Genomic DNA, 18,003 nt, shown 5'->3' with positions numbered 1-18,003 from the left:
TCAAGTGGTGAGGATGGTGACCAGCGCGACGGCGGAATCGCCCGCCAGCTGACCGCCGTTGTTCTCGGCTAGTGCGACCTTTGCATTGGGCCGCTGCCGTGTGCCAGATTTCCCGCGCAGTTGTTGGGTCAGCTCCACTATCTGCGCGACACCGGTTGCGCCGATGGGGTGACCGCGGGACAGCAGCCCGCCACTGGGGTTGACTGAGATGCGGCCGCCCAGGTCGGTGTCCCCCGAGCGCAGTAACCTCGCGCCTTCTCCGGGTGCGCAGAAACCAAGGTTCTCGTAGTGAATCAGTTCTGCTGGGGCTGACGCGTCGTGCAACTCTGCCACGTGGACGTCGGTCGGATCGACACCCGCTTCCTCATATGCGGCGTTGGCCGCGCGCGCCGCCACGACCTCGCCCTGCCCGTCTACCGTGGCGGTGACGATGGCGCTTGCGCGCAGATAGACGGGCTTGGTGGCTAGGCGCTTGGCGTAATCCTCGGAGCAGATGAATGCCGCTGCAGCGCCGTCTCCGATGGACGAGCACATGAATAGCGTCAGCGGATCGCTGATCATGCGGCTGTTCAGCACTGCCTCAATGCTGGTTTCTTCCCGGAACTGCGCGGCCGGATTACGTGCACCGGCCTTGCGACTTTTGACCACCACGCGGGCGAAGTCCTCGGCGGACGCCCCCGCCGATTCCATCCATTTGCGCGCCTTGATGGCGTACAGATCCATGAACAAGGAGCCCGAGCCACTCTGATATCCTTCGGGCAAGGGCTCTTCCAGGTCCACACCGCGTGCGAATGCACCGAATGAGACGGCCTTGTCCTCGTGCGTGAGCTTCTCCGTACCTACGACTAGGGCGGTCTCGCACGATCCTGATCTCACCGCCAGCCAGGCCAGATGTAAGGCCGAGCTGCCCGATGCGCAGGCGTTCTCGATGTTGAACATCGGCTTTCCAGCGAGACCTGTATTACGCAGCGAAGATTGCGCCCTGATCATTTCCTGGCCTGTCACTACCCCGGCCGCGGCATTGCCGAAAAACACGCGTTCCACGCAATCGACCCCGACCCCGGCATCGCCTAGCGCCGCCGCGACGGCTTCTTCGGACAGGCTTTTCATGTTGCGCTCGGTGAATTTCCCGAACGGCGTCATGCCGACGCCCGCAATGACTACTCTACGCATCGTTTGTCTCCGCTACCTATTGATGTGATTCGGCTTTTCAACGAAAGGCGGCTTCGCCTGTGATTTCCCGCGCCTGGATCAACGCCAGAATCCCGGGCGTTCCATCTGGCACTTGCAGCACGCGCGCGTCGCGCCATAGTTGTTCCAGCCCGAGTTCTTCGGTGATTCCCATCGCGCCGTGTACCTGCATGGCCAGATTGACCGCACGTACGGCGCTTTCGGTGGCGAAGCGCTTAGCCATGGCCGACGTGCCGTTGGCGCGCTCCCCGCGGTCCAGCGCATCCAGTGCGTACAGGCACAGCAGTCGCGAGCTGACGATGGCGGTCTGGATATCGGCGAGGTCCTGCTGTACCAATTGATGAGCACCCAGAGTCTTGCCGAACTGCTTGCGGACGCCGGCGTACTCGACGGCCAGCTCGAACGCGCGCTGGGCGATGCCCACGCCAAGCAATCCCAGCAGCGGGCGGTTGCCATTCCAGGCCAGCGTCATGTATTTGCCGGCATCTCCCGATGAGCCGATGACGTGATCCAGCGGGACTTGCGTCTGGTCGAAGATCACTTCGCTAAGGTGTCCTTGCCGTAACCCGGTAATCTCGGTCTCACGGATTTCGATTTTCGAGGTGCTGCGATCCACCAGCACCCGGCGCGTGATGGGCCTCCCTTTCTCGTTCATCCCGGCCTGACACGCGACGACCATTACGTCGCAGATGGACGCATTGGTGATCCACGCCTTCTGTCCGGTGATAGTGGCGTGCTGGCCGGCCAGCTCCAGGCGGGTACTGATGGTGTTGGAATCAGAGCCTGCGCCAGGCTCCGAGTTTGCCGTGCACGCAATCTTCCTGCCAGCAATCAGGTCCGGCAGGTAAGCTGCCTTGATGTGCTCGGGCGCCCCTGCGTTCAGCCGCGTGATGGAGCCATCATGAGAGATCAGCGACAGGGCGAGGATCGCGGGAATTTGTTCAAGTATCAAACCATAGTCGACCATGGACAGGCCAGGACCGCCGTCCTCTTGAGGCAGACGGGCGGCGGTGATACCGAAATTCGCGAAATGGGCGTAGGCCTCCAGCATGGCCGCCTTGGGCAGCGGGGCATCCTTGGGATGGGCGGCGAGCAGGGGCGCCAGGTAATCCCTTGAAAGCTTTTTGGCCGAATCGACCAGCATCTGTTGTTCGTCGGAAAGTGCGAAGTCCATCTGACCTGATTCCTGGTTCTGTGCCGCTTGCGGCGTGAGGTTCATCGGTTCAACGGTTCGAATGGTAGGGGGGGCAGACCCTACTCACAACCGACATTTTTTGGACGTTTGGCTTAGTTTTCCTGGGGCATGAGCTATCATTTGACATCCAATGACCAAGATCACATTTACGCGAGCGCTACCGTCCCTCAATGCACTACGTGCATTCGAGGCTGCGGGCCGTCTCAAGAGTTTTCAATTGGCGGCGCAGGAGTTGCACGTCACGGCGGCGGCCGTCAGTCGGCATGTCAAGCTACTGGAAGAAGAGCTAGGTTTTCCGCTGTTCGATCGTGGTCACCGATCGGTTGCCTTGACCTCCTTAGGACAGCAGTACTTGGCCGATATCGCTGAAGGATTCGACAGCCTGAAGCGAGCAACCCAGGATGTGGTCGAAGCCAGCCAGAAACGTAAACTCCGGATCCAGGCCTATACCACTGTCGCTATGAAGTGGCTTGTGCCACGACTCGCGTCGTTCCATGCCGCCTCTCCCGAGATAGAAGTTAGTCTGACTACTTCGCTAGAAGACGTGGACTTTTCCATCGACGCCCTGGACGGTGCCATTCGGCTTTCCAATCCACCGTTAGCCTTGGGGGCTGACAAGCTGATGGCAAATGAGCTTGTGCCGGTATGCAGTCCAGCGTTTATGGATAGGCATTCACAGATCCAGGGCGATAAGACGGAAGGGCTGCGTGGCCTGACACTGCTGCATTCTTTGGCGCGCCGGCAAGATTGGAGGAAGTGGCTGTCCGCCGCCGGCGTGCAGGGCGTGAACCCGCTTGCCGGACTCAGTTACGAGAGCTCGACCTTGGCGTATCAGGCCGCGATTCACGGTCATGGATTGGCGATTGCACAACGTGCACTGGTCATGCAGGAACTCGCGGCCGGCGACCTGGTTATGCCATTCTCATTCGTACTTGACGAGGGTGACTTCACGTACTACTTGGTCTACCCGCACGAGCACCTGAACCGGCCGGAATTTGCGGCCTTCAGAAGCTGGTTGATCTCCGTGTAGGAGCGGGTCGGATATCGCCTTAGGAGCGTCAGGCCTCAGCCCCATTTGGTTTCAATTAGAACATATGGCTTATAGCCCGCTAGCGAGCGCCAGAATGGCGCGCATTTCAGCGGCGGTGTTGATTGGACGCAGATTGTTTTTCGTTATTTGCGGATGGTCGAGGGCAGGTTGTATGAACGACTCGATCTGCTCATCCTTCAATCCCAGGTCAGCCAGTGTGCGTGGCATGCCGAGCTGGGCTAGCAGGGACTCCAGCACGACCGCGAAAGATTCTGTGCGTTTGAGCAAACGTAGAATCCTGCCATGCTGCTCGTTTGCGTACCCCTCCAGCCAGCGGGCTTGGGCGAGCATTAATACGCAAGCGGCATCGCTATGTGGCACCCCGGCCAAGGGCCCGACGATATGTACCATCCAATGGCTAAATCCATGCGGAACCGACATTTGACCCATGCCGGTGTACCAGGTGGCCAACTGCGCGCTCGTGAACGCTTCCATATCGCCGCTATTATGTAAGCGCGGAAGGTTCTCGACATATAGCTGGATCGCTTTTTCAGCAAGCAGGCTCGCCAAAGGATGGGGGTGCAGCGAACATGCTGTGTTGATCGCATGGTCCAGTCCCCGGATACCGGTGGACATCAGCAGTGATACGGGGGTTCGCGCTAGCAGGGAGGGGTCGTAGATAATTGCCTGCGGCGCTCCGTCGGTCACCAGAAAACGCGCCTTTTGATGCGTTTGCTCATTAATGGGTGTGCTGACGGGCGTCCATTCCGAGGTGGCCAGGGTTGTGGGAATCGCTATTTGCCGGATAGCGGGGGGCGCGTTCGAGCCGGCAAGCATTTCGGTGCCATCGTCCGACATCTGCATTTGGAGTTGCAACAGCTTTTCCAGGTCGAACGCCTGTTCGGATATGCATAGTTGAATCGCTTTACACATGTCCATCACAGAACCGCCTCCAACCGAGATGATGACATCTGCTTTGAGGTCAAAAATCTGTTTGGCTGCCGATAGTACATTCGATAGTGGCGAATGTTCTCCCACCTTGTCGGTCAGCCCAACACACCGTGCGCCCAGTCCCGCAACCAGCGTGTCTATAACGTCGCTGCGTGTATTCAGCGTGTGCGAACATACGATGAAGGCGCGACGGTAGTCGAACCAGTCCATCAGCTGGGGCAAGGCCTTGGATGCTTGGACGCTGTGCAGGACGCGTTCGTGGCCTGTGAAACGGTAACGAAGACCGGGAGGAGTCATTATGTTCATTACCTCGCATCAGTTCATGGTTGCATTGGCGTCGAATTATTCGGCCTTGATACCACTTTCCCTCACCGCTTTGGACCAGTTGTCGTGTTCGGAGGCCACACGGCGCGCCAGTACAGATGGCGGTTCGTAGTGCGCCTCAAATCCAGCAGCGTTAGCGGCCGCACGTGTTTCCGGTTTCTCCAGCGCGAGCTTCATTTGCGTCGTCAACTTCTCGACGATGGCATCTGGCGTGCCGGCGGGAGCAAAAACGGCCACCCAGGTTTCAAGTTCGTAGTCCGGTACCCCGGCTTGTGCTGTCGTCGGTACATCAGGTAACTCGGAGTATCGCGTTTTCCCGGTGACCGCCAGAGCACGCAGCTTTTCAAGTTTGATGTGGCCACTGATTGATGGGGGGGTTGTGATGATAATTTGGACTTGGTTAGCGAGAACGTCCTGCAATGCAGCACCGGATCCCTTGTAGGGTATGTGCAAAATTTGCGTGCCAGTGCGCTGCTTGAGAATTTCTGTGCCGATGTGAGCCACTGAGCCGTAGCCCTGCGACGCGTAGCTGAGTTCGCCTGGATGTGCCTTGAGATAGGATATTAGCTCGGCTAAGGTGTGAGCGGGTACGGAGGGATTGATAGCGATCACATTTGTCGATGTGGCGATGAGCGCAACGGGCCGCAAATCGTTCTGACTCCATGGGAGGTTAGGCATCAACAGAGGGTTCCCGACATGAAACCCGGAGTAGGAAGCCAAGAGCGTATATCCATCAGGTGCGGCTCTGGCTACCTGTGAGTAGGCCACATTGCCGCTGCCGCCTCCTTTGTTCTCGACGACAAAGGGCTGGGCCATCGCACGTGCTAGCTCCGCCGCGACGAGCCGCGTAGAAGCATCGATGATGCCTCCGGGCGGAGACGGCACGATTAGTGTCACGGCTTTGTTGGGATAGTCCAGTGGCGCGCTTGTGGCCTTAAGGGGTAACGTGGACAGCGCCATCAACAGCCATAAACCCGCAGTACTCCACCGCACAGATCGCCGGCATGTCTGTGCTTTCAAGTTATAGATCATTATGTCTCCCGTTATTCTATTGTGAACCCGACGCGGCGTTATCGCGGAACAGGCCCAGTCTTGCCGTTGATCGAGTTGCCGCTGTTCAGCGCATCAGTTCGCCAACGTCGGCGGCCGATTCCAGATGGAGTATCAAGGTCTCAAGTCTTTGCGCGGCGTTCGCAGTAAGGCAATTTCCACAAAGTGCGCGAAACTTGCGAATCAACCGTTCTTGTTGATCATCGAGATTCGGGTTTGGAATACTCGAGTCATGCAGTAGCTCAAACGTACTTGTATTGGCCAGGCGTATTCGCACCAGGGTCTGTGGCACGCGCAGGGTCGGATCGAGCACCACCTGAGCTAGCTCTTGCAAACGCAGCAGGTCTGGGCAACTTAGGTTTTCCAGATTGAAGGAAGCGGGGTTGGCCGTATCCCTGCCTGCCAATGCCAAGGCGACCGTGTGCCGAAGGCTGAACTTTGCCTGTAGCGCGGTAAGTGGGGATTGGATATTGCATATGTCATTGCAATGCGGGTTCACATGAATCGATATCGCGGTGATATCGGTATGCGAAAAATCGTTGTCCTGTGCGAGCTTCAACGCACTTTCGATAGCAGCGTGGGTTTCGTAGCATGCAGCATGGAACTTGAAAAGATTGGTCTCCATATGGAAGTCAAATATCGCAGGGTCGGCTGTCGCAACAGAGAAATCTGGCACATATCGTGCTGGTCCGAGTGCCGCTTCAGGATAGAAATCATCAGAATGCGTGTGCGCGAATCCCAGTCGATGTCCGATCATGTCGGCCGGCGCGTCAACCCCGGATTGGGCTAATCGCGCGGCTTCCAGACCGCTGCGTGCCGCCTCGCCGACTTGCAATGGTTTGCAAGACGAGCCGAATGCCGCCTTCAAGCCAGCCGCCTTGATCGCGGCAATACCCAGAGCCTGTGCGGTGGCGTTCTCATCCAGGCCCAAAATTCGCGCAGAAGCCGCGGCCGCTCCAAAGCATCCCATTGTTGCCGTGGCGTGAAAGCCTCGCGCGTAGTGATTGGGGGCGATCAATTGCGCGATGCGGCATGATGTTTCGTAGCCCACCAAGACGGCTTGCATCAGTTGGTGTCCCCCGGCATGAGTCTGCTCCGCCAATGCTAGTGCGGCTGCCAGAACCGGTGCCGTGGCATGTCCAGGAATGGAGAAACTGACGTCGTCGTAATCAATCGCATGTGAAGCCGTCCCATTCACCAGCGCGGCGACCGAGGCCGGCATTCGCGCTTTGCTGCCTACGATGGTGCATTGTGGATGTCCACCCTCGGACAATCGGTATTTCATCAACTGCCGCGTCACGAGTTCGGCCGAACCCGCCAGAGTCACCGCGAACCAGTCCAGGATTACTAATTTGACTCTTGTAGATAAAGTGCGCGGAGCCGTCGCCAGATCGAGTCCAACGGCCGCCTTTGCGAGTTCAAGGGTGATGTTCTCAGGTGCGGTTTGCATAGCTATCTCAGTCCGCACTCAAATTGGCGCGTCGGACCAGCTCGCCTGAAAGTGCGATCTCATCGCGGATGAATTGGTCGAATTCCGGCTGAGACATAGGAAACTCATCGATGCCATAGTCCTTATATTGTTGTTGAACGTCAGGCGATCTGACTGCTTGCTGGATGGCGGCATGTAGACGGGAAACGGTTTCGGAGGGGGTGTCGGAAGGGACGAACGCTCCTACCCAAAGCGGGTACTCCGCTCCGGCAAGTCCCGCCTCGGCAATCGTCGGGACGTCAGGCAACGCCGGACTGCGTTTCGTGGAAGTAACGGCGAGGGCATCGAAGCGCGCGCCCTGCATTAAGCCCATAATGGTATTGATGGGAGCCACAAAATAATCCGATCGACCCGCGGACACGTCTGCGATCGCCTCGGGCGTCCCTTTGTAAGGAATATGCGTCCCTTTCCATTTTGCGAGCATGTTGATCTTTTCAGCGCTCATGTGCGTGGAGCTGCCGTTGCCGGCCGAGGCAAAGTTCAAATTGCCTTGGGATTCTTGCCCTGCCTTGATCAATTGCGAGAAGTCTTTGTATCGACCGGCCGGTGCGATAACGACACCAGGCAGCGCGCCAAATGCCGCAACGCTGGTAAGGTCGCGCTGCGGATCATAGGCTAGAGATTTGTATAGCCAAGGCGCTGTCACATAGGAGCCAGAATGTACCAAGATGGTATAGCCGTCTGCTTGAGACTGGGCCACGTAGGCCGCGGCAATTGCCCCACCCGCACCAGGGCGATTCTCCACGACGACGGATTGCTTGAGGTCTGCCGTCAATTGGTTGGCAACGATGCGCGCCATGAGGTCCGAAGAGCTACCCGCCGTAAATGCGACGACCATCCGCACCGGACGGGTCGGGAAATCATTTTGTGCGCCTGCTGGGGAGCAAGCCACGGCCAGGGCCATCCCGATGGCACTGATGAAAAGGTTCTTTTTACTGTAGGTGGTTCGATCGAAAAGCGCGGTTAAATGGGATAGCCGTACGGAAAAAAGTTGGTACTTCGGTGATCGAATAGGCATTGTGGTCTCCTCTTGTCCACCGCGCGAGGCGGGGTTTTTTTCTCAATCGGATCGACACGTACGCACGTAGGTGCGCCTCCGATAGTGAGCTCGCATTCTGTAGTTTCGCGTCAAAGGCTTACAAACGATTTTTTTGCCGAGGGCGATTGAGTTTTTATCAATCGTCGATATTTGGCTATAAACTTCCCTTGAAGCGAAAATTCTCAGGATTTTTCAGTCAATCGACCGCCTGGTTGATTGATAAACAATCTGGTTTTTAGGAAGACTGTTGAAGAAACTGCCGCCACTGAGTGCATTGAAAGCCTTCGAGGCCGCAGCCCGGCACCTCAGTGTTACGCTCGCCGCCGAGGAATTGAACGTGACTCCTGGGGCGGTCAGTAGGCAGGTTCGCCAGTTGGAGGATTTTTTAGCTATACCCCTGTTCTTGCGCGGGCATCAGCAAATCGTATTGACCCGCCAAGGTTCCGAATACTTTCGCGCGATATCCCGAGCATTGAACGAGGTGCGTGAGGCAACGTCGAGCATTGGTCGGGGTGCAAAGAAGCAAGAGCTTCGTATCCGTGCCTATACGACGTTTTCTATGCATTGGCTTATTCCGCGACTGCCTGATTTTCACGCCAGACATCCTGAGATTCAGGTATCTCTCACGACGTCACTTGATGATGTGGACTTTGATCGCGAAGACATAGATGGCGCTATCCGACTTGGCCACGGAAAGTGGCGCGGCGCGCATAGCTACCGCTTGATGCCCAATCTGCTTTGTCCAGTTATGAGTCCAACGCTGCTCAAGAGTGGCCCGTCCCTGCGAACACCACACGACCTGTCACGCTATACGTTGCTGCACTCGCTCGCCCGCGCGGATGACTGGGCTGCGTGGCTGACAAGCGCGGGGGCACACGACGTTGATGCCAGCGGCGGCATGACGTTCCAGAGTTCGGTCATGGCATACGCATCTGCAATTCAAGGTCAGGGTATCGCCATGGCTCAGCGCTTTCTCGTAGAGGACAAACTACAAAGCGGAGAGCTGGTTGTGCCTTTCGATCATATTCTCGACTGTGGCACTTTTACGTATTATCTGATCACCGCCTCGGATCGTCCGGAGCGTCCTCAGATGGCCGCCTTCAGGCTATGGATGCTGGAGTATTTTTCCAGCGTTGCTTGATGTCGTGGCATCTCAGGGTATTAGCAGCTCACCCGCGAGGAGCGTCACGCGGAAAGCTAGATTGCCTGCTACAAAGATGTGCTCAGCATGCGTATCTCTAACAGCGCTAACGGGCTCTTAAACCGTATGATCCACTACTCTCCTTGGCAACTCTTGGTTCGGCGCCGTCTATGGTGTTCCCAACCCAGCAGCACGCGTTGCGGGGGAAAGAGCGCGAAATCCGAGCATAGAGCTACCCTGATGGAAGAAGGAAGATCAAGGTGGGAGTGGCAAGAGCGCAAGCCAGCGCTGTGCCCGGATGGTGCAGGGATCAAATCATTGTCATATCAGCAATTAGGCTAGGGTAGCGATGCAGGCGTTTCAGCAAGAGAGAACGTGACCTTGTAGCGCGTAGACAGCATATGCCCCGACGTTACGGGAGGGTACTTGGCGCCGGTTCCCGCACAACTGGGAATGCACTCAATGACCGCATCGTGGTTCGGAATGCAAAAATAAGGAATGGAAAGCCTGTCGGCCTTGTTGGCCACCGCGATGGGCGGGTTTACCACGCGGTGCATCGTCGAGACAAAACGGTCATTGGTCCACCGCATCATGATGTCTCCGATATTGACAATGAACGCCCCACGCACTTTCGGCACACCCACCCACTGTCCGTCGGGCAACTGCACTTGCAGGCCACCCGGAGCTTCGTCGACTTTCAGGATCGTAATTGCCGTCGCATCGGTGTGGGCGCCCGCGCGCTCTTCCCCTTCTTTTGGGCTCTGTGTCTGGGCAGGATAGAAGTTTGCCCGCAATATGCTGGCGTGCTTGCTGACACGCTCCCGGAAATAGGTGTTAGGCACGTCCAGCGCGTAAGCAAAAATATCTAGGATGGTGACGGAAAGGCGCTCCATCTCGCGGTAGTACTCGATGAAAGCCGGTTTTAGTCCATGGGGATTCGCTGGCCACAAGTTAGGCGAGTAGTTGGGCCCCGCGTTTGGACTCGTGTAGTATGGATCATCGGACACGTCCAGAGGGCCTATCGCGAAGCTTTCGAGCAGCGAAGGTTTGAGCCTGGCATCCCGGTCTTTGCCCACCGTCTTCTTCCCTTGTGGGGTAAAGCCCTTAGGGTTCGTTCCTGCGGGTTTTTCAACCAGCAACTTCTCAGCTTCCGGCAACGCAAAAAAAGATTTCGACTGGTTGTAGAGCACGTCGATCGTGGACTCGGCCACGCCATGCCCGGTAATGACCAGGAACCCTACCTGCTCGCACGCCGCGTTGACCTCGGCGGCCACGGCCCGGCGGCCTTCGGGCGACCCATCGATGAATGGGGAAATGTCGATCACAGGTACGTGGTCGAGGACGATATGCGTAGTTTCCATGGCTATCCTTTGGGAGGTTGAGCGATTTAATGTATCAATTGCTCCATTAATTTTCATGCGGGAAGACTGCAGACGCAAGCGTTTTCTGACCCAGCGGACGGGTTTCGTCGCAAGTAGCTCCACCGTTCTGGTAGTCGGGAATTCCCGAATCAAAAATTGATTGCGCATGTCTGAAAACATCGACACAATAAATAAATGTAGCTTTTACTACATTAAATATTTTGTTCCGTTCCGTACTTGTTGTCCTCCCTTGTGACTTTCCCACCACGACTAGGCGCAATGCTGCGCCGCCCCGGAGCTCGACCCATGGCCTGCCGGTATCTTCTCGCCTCGCTGCTAACCTTTTTCACGGCCACCTGTGCGACTGCTGCAGACTGGAGGCCGGAACGCCCGATCAAGATCACCGTCCCGTATGCGGCGGGCGGATCGGCCGACGTCATCGCTCGCGTCGTGGCGCAACGGATTCGTACTGAACTTGGCCAGCCGGTCATCGTCGAGAACAAGCCTGGCGCCGGCACGATCATTGGCGCCATGGCCGTCGCTAAAGCCCCGGCCGACGGATATAGCCTGTTGTTGGCAACCTCGACCACGATGAGCATCGCCCCGCTGGTCCAGAAACAAATTCCCTACTCGCCGTCCCAGTTCGTCCCGGTTGCAGGCTTCATGTCCGTGCCGTTCATGGTCCTGGTGAACAAAGACCTGCCGGTGAATACGGTGCAGGACTTGGTCGCGCTCTCGCGTAGTAAGCCCGGCGTGCTTAATTACGGCACGCTGGGCACCGGAACCTCGAACCACGTGCTGGGCGCCCTGCTGTCCACAGCAGCCGGTGATTCGATGGTGGCCGTGCATTACACAAGTGCCGGCCCTGCCCTGATCGGCCTGGAACGCGGCGATATTCACGTGTACTTCGATGGAATCCCCACATCGGTCCACAAGGTGGCCAGCGGTCAGTACAAGGGCATTGCCGTCACCAGCAAAACGCGCATTCCTGGTGTGTCGAACGTCCCGACTGTGTTCGAGCAGGGATTCCCGCAGGTGGGCTTATCGGTCTGGTACGGACTGGTGGCTCCGGCCGACACGCCCGCGAACATCATTTCCACCTTGAATGCCGCGGTGCGGGCTGCCATTTCAGACCCTGACGTAACGGCGCAGATCACCCGCGATGGTACGCAACCATTGTTGCTGGATCCCCAAGCCTTTCAACGGTTGATTGATCAGGACGCCAGCTCTTGGCGCACCGCATTCTCTACGCTCCAACTGAAACTCGACTGAAGTCCGAACCCACGTCTACAGGGACACAGATGAACGGCGCCGACACTCTCTTGCATACGCTGGTCCACGCCGGCGTCACCACATGCTTTGGCAATCCCGGAACCAGCGAAGTCCATTTCGTAAAAAGCCTGGATAAGGTCCCGCAAATGCGATGCATCCTGGCGCTAGCCGAAAACGTGGCCACTGGCGCCGCCGATGGGTATGCGCGCCTGTCCTCTGGCACGGCAGCGACATTGCTTCATTGCGGACCAGGATTAGCAAACGGGCTGGCCAACCTGCACAACGCACAGAAAGCGGGCAGTTCGATCGTCAATATCGTGGGCGACCAGGCCCAGTTCCATGCGTACAGGAACCCGCCGCTGGCGTCCGAAACCGAAAACATCGCTCGCACCGTCTCGACGTGGACCAGGCGGTCCAACGCATCGCTTTCCGTCGGCGTGGACGCCGCCGCAGCGATATCCCAATCGCGATTTGGCGGTGGCGCGATAGCCACCCTGATCCTGCCGTCAGATGTCTGCTGGGGTCCTGGCGGGCCCGTCGGTACGGTTCTCGAACAGCCTCGGCCATCGCAGGTTCCAGAACTGGCGATCGCCAGCGCGGTGGATCTTCTGAAGCAGGGGCATGCCACCGCATTGATTCTGGGAGACGACGCGCTTTGCGGCGCGTTACCGCAGCTGGCAGCCGCCATTGCTGAAAAAACAGGTGCACGCGTCCTGGTCCACAGCTTCATTCGACGTGTCGAACGCGGCCGTGGCAGGCCAGCCTTCGAGCGCGTTCCATACGCCGTTCCCGCTGCGCGCGAGATGTTCAGCGCTATAAACCATGTCGTGCTGGTGGGCGCCGAACAGCCCGTGTTCGCCTTTGCCGGACCGGACGAACTAAGCGGCCCGGAACAACCGGGCACGAGGTTCGTTTCGTTGGGTAGCCGGGGACAGGACCTGGAATCCGCGCTGCGCTCCGTCTGCGACCGACTGCAGTGCGACGGCCGTCCGCGCGCAATGGATGCCGACGCAGCTACGTCGTCGCCTGCAAGCGGCCAAGTTACCTCGACCGCGTTCGGGCAATCCTTGGCGGCACTGCTTCCCGAAGACTCCATCGTGGTCGACGAGGGCATCACATTCGGCAGATCGGTATATAGCGCCACGCATCAGGCACGCAGGCATGACTGGCTTCAATTGACTGGAGGCGCCATCGGATCGGGTATGCCACTGGCAACCGGCGCCGCGATTGCCGCGCCCCACAGGCGTGTAGTAACGCTGCAGGCAGACGGATCTGGCCTGTATACGGTACAGGCGTTATGGACTCAGGCGCGGGAGCGGCTGAACATCACGACCATCGTATTCGCGAACCGCAAGTACGAAATCCTGTTCAACGAAATGAGGCGCATGGGGGTTTCGCCGGGTGCCAGCGCCGACTACCTGTTTGCACTGGACAACCCGGCGCTGGACTGGGTGCAGCTGGCGCAGGGCTTCGGTGTTGAAGCCGCCACGGCCACCAGCATGGATCAGTTCAATGACCTGTTTACCCATACGCTGAACCACGATGGTCCGTTTTTGATAGAGCTGCGTATGTAGCCTCGGCTGCGTCAGTCGGTCGATTTTTCAAGAATGCGCAACACCGAATCGGAAACGAATACTGTCCATTCCTCGTGCGCCTTGACGTCCAGGGGTTCGCCCAGGAACCGCGACAGCGTGTAGCGGTTGGAGATGAAGAAGTACCCGGATGCCAGGATCATCAAATAAATATGCCGGGCCTTGACGCTGCGACGAAACAACCCCAGGCGCTGCCCCTCGGCCACGATGGTCTGGATGCGCGCCATGATAGGCGACACTGCGCCGTCGACCTGGGCCGGGCGGCTTTTTGCAAGGTGTCGTCCCTTGTGCATGTTTTCATCGTTCAGCAGTACGATCAATTCCGGGTGCGACGCATAGTAGTCAAACACAAACCGGATAGTTTTCGCGATGGCCTTTTTAGGGTCGTCCAAGTCTGTCTCTATCGCCGATTCTGCCACGCCCATGCGGCGGTACATTTCCTCCAAGGCTGCGTTATACAGACCCAGCTTGTTCCCGAAGTAGTAATAGATCATGCGATCGACGGTCTTGGCCTCTTTCGTGACCTTTTCAATGCTGCCGGCGTCGTAACCGTGCCGCGAAAACACCTTCACGGCGGCTTTCAGGATCGCGGTCTTGGTCTTTTGGTTTGAGGGGGCTAGCTTCGGCCGTCCTCTAACCGGCTTATCTGCGGAGTCATCAGCGGGTATCTTGTCGTTCACGTTGGGTTGGCTCCTTTCAGCTTTTCTTATTGTGTCATAACCCTTCCCGGCGGGCTGCTAGACCGGTACTCGACATGCCTTTTGCTGATAGAACTGGCGTTGCTGCGTCCGTAGTCGTAGGTTCCATGGCCTTGCCGGACCTGTTCTTGCGTCGGCGGAACCCGCAGTCGCGGGTCAAACGCATGGGATTTCATGCCTGGTGCCGTGCTGCCTGTGAACAGACAGCGGCGACGGCAATTTGGGGCGGACTCTTGCTCCAAGTGAAGGAGGATCACGGTGGCAGGTCATTAAAAGTGGTTACATATGGCGCCGCGCCGAAAGAGGAATGCCGCTCTACAGCGAGGCTTATCCTTCTTTGGGGAGCCAGCAGCTTTGGCGCGAGAGAATGGCTGCCGTTGTACCGTCGCGATCTCCCTTGCTTGTATGGTTAGGGTAGGGTGCGCGTCCTAGAGTGGAGGCGCTGGGGTGGAGGGACGTCCCTCCACCCCAGCGCATGTCTGCTGCCTTTCATGAGCAGCAGGACAGGATTCAGTACGTCACCTCATTCGCGATCATGGCGTTGTTGGTGTCGGCCCGCTATGGCATCGGGATTTTCGCGCAATCCCGTATCGCGCGTGCCCATTCCTGGGGCCTCACGATGCGCCCCTTGTCTGATGGTCTGTTCCAAGAATAAAAAAGCCGTCCCTGTATAAACAGGGACGGCTTTCGAAATTGGTGCCCGGGGCCGGAATCGAACCGGCACGCCTTGCGGCGGGGGATTTTCTTCCCACTTCGGCTTTCGCCGCCGACGTTCCGAAGAACGGCGTTCGTGGTCTGGAGCACGCCTTCACCATAGCATCGCGTATTACCGCTATGCCTTAGGTGCCCGCCGTCTGCTCTCTACACCTTCCGAGGGGCCTTTCGGCTCCAGGGCTTGGCTCGGCATTAGCTCGGACTTAATGTCCAGGGCCTTCACCGAGTTTGACGGGCTTCACCTCTGGAGTTTCCTCCGGAGGGCTCAAATTTGGTCTGAGTCCCCTGCGTCTACCAATTTCACCACCCGGGCAAAATTGTGAAGCAGTCCTACTTCACTACTACTTACTACCACTACGTAGGATCCAGTACGAAACATTCTGGCTCCTATTTGGCTCCTAGAACAAAAACCAGTGTTTCTGTTCCGACGCCTGCATTTCCCTAAAACCCTCATCCCATGCGGCTTGGCGAGCATTCGACTCATGCTGCAAATAGGTAGAAGTCCCTATTTTTGAGTCCCCTGCGTCTACCAATTTCACCACCCGGGCTAGGAGGTCGCGAGCAGTCTGATGACTTGCTGCGGGAGATGCGAAGACAGCGATTGTATGCTGTTTTTTAAAAAATGTCAGCTCACCCCAATTCTCGCCTTCGCGACGCGCAAATGCCGGGCGCGCACCACACAACATCCACTTCTATCTATGTCAAAAATTCACAACAATCGCAATGGACAGTTGCCTGGCGCGTTATAAAGCCTACTGGACGGCGGCAAGGGCTCATTGTGCATGCCTATAGACCGTCGCGCAGCTCACAGAGGAAGCCAGGACCATATGAAGCGCAGTAATTCGCCATCGATCTCGTCGCCGCGTCGGTTTCTGGCGGGGTTGGCGATAGTCATGTTGAGTGCCTGCTCATCGACCCCGCAGACGCCGAAGACCTCTGGAAACACCGGCCCTGTGGCCTATCTAAAGGCAAACAATGGTGCTAATAACATGCGTATCCCAGGCAGACCCCGCTCTGTGCTGGAACTGCATGTGATCGAGGGCCGTCACCATGTCGAGCCGGTCGCGCAATGCGACCAGATCTACACCGGTACGGCTCTGGGCGGAGGCACGGCGCGCGAGCTGCAGGTCGTGCTGTGCGACGGGGACTGGAATAACGACGGGGAATATTGGCTGATCAGTGAGGCGGGCGTCGTCAGCGTGCGCCGCGTTTCGGCCGGCGACTACCAGCAGACTGTCCTGGAATACCGCCTGCGCGATACAAAGGCTCGCGCTGTGGCGAAGACAGATTAGCAATCCGTCCGGAAGGCATTCGCTCACCAGCCTCGCCCTGGCCTCCGCCTATTGCAAGCAGAAGCCAGGATAAACGCATGCACGATTAGGCCCGTTTTCTCTCGGGCAAGAACCAATTCATCACCAACGCGCAGATCCCGCCTGTAGCTACACCGGACTCCAGCACGCTGCTCAGCGCATGCGGCAGATGCGACAGGATCTCCGGCACTTGCGATACCCCCAGCCCCAGGGCCAGAGACACCGAGATGATCAACAACGCCCGGCGGTCCAGCTGAATGCTGGCCAGAATATTGATCCCCGCCGCCGCGACGGCGCCGAACATCACCATGGCGGCGCCTCCCAGCACGGGCTCAGGCACGGCCTGTAGGGCCCCAGCCACGGCAGGAAATAGCCCCAGCACGATCAGCATCCCGGCGATCCAGATCCCGACGTGACGGCTGGCAATCCCCGTCAGCTGAATCACACCATTATTCTGCGCAAACACCGAGCTGGGAAAGGTGTTGAATACGCCCGCCAACAGCGAGTTCACGCCATTGACCAGCACGCCGCCTTTGATCCGCTGCATCCACAGGGGCCCCTCGACAGGTTGCTTGGAAACCTTGCTGGTGGCGGTAACGTCGCCGATGGCCTCGAGCGAGGTGACCAGATAGATGATCAGCATGGGCACAAACAGCGACCACGAGAATCCCAATCCAAAATGCAGCGGCACCGGAATCTGGAACAGCGCAGCCTCGCGTGCACCTGTGAAATCCAGTCGGCCCATGTAGGCGGCCGCGATGTAGCCGACGATCAGTGCGATGACCAGCGCCGTGCTGCGGATCCAGACGATGGGCAGGCGGTTCAGCAGGATGATGGTACCCAGCACCAGACCGGACAGGGTCAGGTTTTCCGCGCTGGCGAAAGTCCCGTCTTTCATGGCGTTGTAGCCGCCACCCATGCTGATGAGGCCGACTTTGATCAGCGTCAGGCCGATCAACAAGACAACGATGCCGGTGACGAGCGGGGTGATCAGCCGTTTGACGAACGGCAGGATTCGGCTGATAAAGATCTCGACAAAGGATCCCGCGATGACGACGCCGAACATGGTCGCGAGCACCGTTTCGACCGGGGTGCCGGATTTGACCATCGCCGACCCGGCGGTGATCAGCGGTACGACGAAGTTAAAGCTCGTGCCCTGCACGATGAGCAGGCCTGCGCCCAGCGGGCCGAATCGGCGGCACTGGATATAGGTGGCGATGCCGGAGACGACCAGCGACATGGAGACGATCAGAGTGGTGTCGCGGACGCTGACGCCCAGGGCCTGGCAGATCAGCAGGCCCGGGGTGACGATGGGCACCAGGATGGCCAACAGGTGCTGCAGGGCGGCGACAAAGGCGACCGGCGCGGCGGGACGGTCGTCAGGACCGTAGACCAGATCGTGCGCAGGGACGTCGTCGTCCGCAGCGCTGTGAGGGGCGGTTTGGGTGAGAGAGGCTGGTTGCATGAGCGGGCGCCGGCCGGCTGGGGAAAATGGGAATGGGCAGGATTTTAGCGAGGCAGCGGGCCACCTGTCTGAGGGAATGCCTTTTTTGGGGCTCGCAGGGCAGTTTGGCGCGGGAAAGATGCCGGAAAAACCACAAAAGGGCTCAAAAAAGGGCCGATTGAGAGGCGGCTCTCGCTCAGGT

The 18,003-nt window shown here is 58.2% G+C and carries 15 protein-coding genes; 6 read left to right on the top strand and 9 right to left on the bottom strand.

All coding sequences use genetic code 11. The annotated features are described in order from the left end of the window. Both ACNA0I_RS01070 and ACNA0I_RS01065 read right to left on the bottom strand, forming a co-directional pair. A complete protein-coding gene (locus ACNA0I_RS01070) occupies nt 1-1,173 on the bottom strand; it encodes a thiolase family protein (protein ID WP_415804215.1) in 1,173 nt (390 codons plus the stop codon). A 37-nt stretch (nt 1,174-1,210) separates the two neighbouring features. Further along, nucleotides 1,211-2,365 (bottom strand): acyl-CoA dehydrogenase family protein, encoded by a 1,155-nt coding sequence (locus tag ACNA0I_RS01065; RefSeq protein ID WP_415804214.1) that lies wholly within the window; start codon nt 2,363-2,365, stop codon nt 1,211-1,213. 151 nt (nt 2,366-2,516) lie between these two features. On the opposite strand from ACNA0I_RS01065, the gene gcvA (ACNA0I_RS01060) reads away from it, so the two are divergent. Continuing rightward, nucleotides 2,517-3,416, top strand: coding sequence for a transcriptional regulator GcvA (gcvA, locus tag ACNA0I_RS01060; protein WP_415804213.1), 900 nt, complete (start codon nt 2,517-2,519; stop codon nt 3,414-3,416). 69 nt (nt 3,417-3,485) lie between these two features. Here the strand turns inward: gcvA (ACNA0I_RS01060) and ACNA0I_RS01055 are convergent, their stop codons facing one another. The 4 genes from ACNA0I_RS01055 to ACNA0I_RS01040 form a co-directional block, all read right to left on the bottom strand. Beyond that, on the bottom strand, nt 3,486-4,673 hold the full coding sequence (locus tag ACNA0I_RS01055; RefSeq protein WP_415804212.1) for an iron-containing alcohol dehydrogenase: 1,188 nt from the start codon (nt 4,671-4,673) through the stop codon (nt 3,486-3,488). Nucleotides 4,674-4,709: 36 nt separating this feature from the next. Beyond that, complete coding sequence (locus ACNA0I_RS01050) at nt 4,710-5,723, bottom strand: Bug family tripartite tricarboxylate transporter substrate binding protein (RefSeq protein WP_415804211.1); 1,014 nt, start codon at nt 5,721-5,723, stop codon at nt 4,710-4,712. 85 nt (nt 5,724-5,808) lie between these two features. After that, nucleotides 5,809-7,191, bottom strand: coding sequence for an MmgE/PrpD family protein (locus ACNA0I_RS01045; protein WP_415804210.1), 1,383 nt, complete (start codon nt 7,189-7,191; stop codon nt 5,809-5,811). 7 nt (nt 7,192-7,198) lie between these two features. Then, a complete protein-coding gene (locus ACNA0I_RS01040) occupies nt 7,199-8,248 on the bottom strand; it encodes a Bug family tripartite tricarboxylate transporter substrate binding protein (protein WP_415804209.1) in 1,050 nt (349 codons plus the stop codon). Between the two features lie 268 nt (nt 8,249-8,516). Here ACNA0I_RS01040 and gcvA (ACNA0I_RS01035) point away from each other — a divergent pair, with 268 nt between their 5' ends. After that, on the top strand, nt 8,517-9,410 hold the full coding sequence (gene gcvA, locus ACNA0I_RS01035; protein ID WP_415804208.1) for a transcriptional regulator GcvA: 894 nt from the start codon (nt 8,517-8,519) through the stop codon (nt 9,408-9,410). Nucleotides 9,411-9,748: 338 nt separating this feature from the next. On the opposite strand, the gene ACNA0I_RS01030 is transcribed toward gcvA (ACNA0I_RS01035), so the two are convergent. Next, complete coding sequence (locus ACNA0I_RS01030) at nt 9,749-10,771, bottom strand: isopenicillin N synthase family dioxygenase (protein ID WP_415804207.1); 1,023 nt, start codon at nt 10,769-10,771, stop codon at nt 9,749-9,751. 306 nt (nt 10,772-11,077) lie between these two features. Between ACNA0I_RS01030 and ACNA0I_RS01025 the strand changes: the two genes are divergently transcribed. Next, nucleotides 11,078-12,043 carry a Bug family tripartite tricarboxylate transporter substrate binding protein gene (locus tag ACNA0I_RS01025; RefSeq protein ID WP_415804206.1) on the top strand — a complete coding sequence of 322 codons (966 nt, stop codon included), beginning with the start codon at nt 11,078-11,080 and terminating at the stop codon, nt 12,041-12,043. 29 nt (nt 12,044-12,072) lie between these two features. Further along, a complete protein-coding gene (locus ACNA0I_RS01020) occupies nt 12,073-13,617 on the top strand; it encodes an acetolactate synthase large subunit (RefSeq protein ID WP_415804205.1) in 1,545 nt (514 codons plus the stop codon). 11 nt (nt 13,618-13,628) lie between these two features. Here the strand turns inward: ACNA0I_RS01020 and ACNA0I_RS01015 are convergent, their stop codons facing one another. After that, nucleotides 13,629-14,315, bottom strand: a complete 687-nt coding sequence (locus ACNA0I_RS01015) for a TetR/AcrR family transcriptional regulator (protein ID WP_415804204.1) — start codon at nt 14,313-14,315, stop codon at nt 13,629-13,631. Nucleotides 14,316-14,808: 493 nt separating this feature from the next. Between ACNA0I_RS01015 and ACNA0I_RS01010 the strand changes: the two genes are divergently transcribed. Then, complete coding sequence (locus ACNA0I_RS01010; RefSeq protein WP_415804203.1) at nt 14,809-14,988, top strand: hypothetical protein; 180 nt, start codon at nt 14,809-14,811, stop codon at nt 14,986-14,988. A gap of 1,048 nt (nt 14,989-16,036) precedes the next feature. After that, on the top strand, nt 16,037-16,339 hold the full coding sequence (locus ACNA0I_RS01005; protein ID WP_415804202.1) for a hypothetical protein: 303 nt from the start codon (nt 16,037-16,039) through the stop codon (nt 16,337-16,339). An 85-nt stretch (nt 16,340-16,424) separates the two neighbouring features. Here ACNA0I_RS01005 and ACNA0I_RS01000 read toward each other — a convergent pair whose 3' ends face one another. Further along, nucleotides 16,425-17,822: a nucleobase:cation symporter-2 family protein gene (locus ACNA0I_RS01000; RefSeq protein ID WP_094839138.1), complete on the bottom strand. Its 1,398-nt coding sequence runs from the start codon at nt 17,820-17,822 to the stop codon at nt 16,425-16,427. Between the last annotated feature and the right edge of the window lie 181 nt (nt 17,823-18,003).

This window comes from Bordetella muralis (assembly GCF_965139205.1).
GTDB lineage: Bacteria > Pseudomonadota > Gammaproteobacteria > Burkholderiales > Burkholderiaceae_B > Bordetella_A > Bordetella_A muralis.
Note: the sequence above shows the minus strand (reverse complement) of the source record. Positions and strands in the feature narration are given on the sequence as shown.

Coding starts and splice junctions, on each gene's coding strand:
- ACNA0I_RS01055 (WP_415804212.1), bottom strand. CDS start 4,673: ATGAACATAATGACTCCTCCCGGTCTTCGTTACCGTTTCACAGGCCAC.
- ACNA0I_RS01040 (WP_415804209.1), bottom strand. CDS start 8,248: ATGCCTATTCGATCACCGAAGTACCAACTTTTTTCCGTACGGCTATCC.
- ACNA0I_RS01030 (WP_415804207.1), bottom strand. CDS start 10,771: ATGGAAACTACGCATATCGTCCTCGACCACGTACCTGTGATCGACATT.
- ACNA0I_RS01005 (WP_415804202.1), top strand. CDS start 16,037: ATGCGTATCCCAGGCAGACCCCGCTCTGTGCTGGAACTGCATGTGATC.
- ACNA0I_RS01000 (WP_094839138.1), bottom strand. CDS start 17,822: ATGCAACCAGCCTCTCTCACCCAAACCGCCCCTCACAGCGCTGCGGAC.
- ACNA0I_RS01010 (WP_415804203.1), top strand. CDS start 14,809: ATGTCTGCTGCCTTTCATGAGCAGCAGGACAGGATTCAGTACGTCACC.
- gcvA (WP_415804213.1), top strand. CDS start 2,517: ATGACCAAGATCACATTTACGCGAGCGCTACCGTCCCTCAATGCACTA.
- ACNA0I_RS01025 (WP_415804206.1), top strand. CDS start 11,078: ATGGCCTGCCGGTATCTTCTCGCCTCGCTGCTAACCTTTTTCACGGCC.
- ACNA0I_RS01065 (WP_415804214.1), bottom strand. CDS start 2,365: ATGGACTTCGCACTTTCCGACGAACAACAGATGCTGGTCGATTCGGCC.
- ACNA0I_RS01050 (WP_415804211.1), bottom strand. CDS start 5,723: ATGATCTATAACTTGAAAGCACAGACATGCCGGCGATCTGTGCGGTGG.
- ACNA0I_RS01045 (WP_415804210.1), bottom strand. CDS start 7,191: ATGCAAACCGCACCTGAGAACATCACCCTTGAACTCGCAAAGGCGGCC.
- ACNA0I_RS01020 (WP_415804205.1), top strand. CDS start 12,073: ATGAACGGCGCCGACACTCTCTTGCATACGCTGGTCCACGCCGGCGTC.
- ACNA0I_RS01070 (WP_415804215.1), bottom strand. CDS start 1,173: ATGCGTAGAGTAGTCATTGCGGGCGTCGGCATGACGCCGTTCGGGAAA.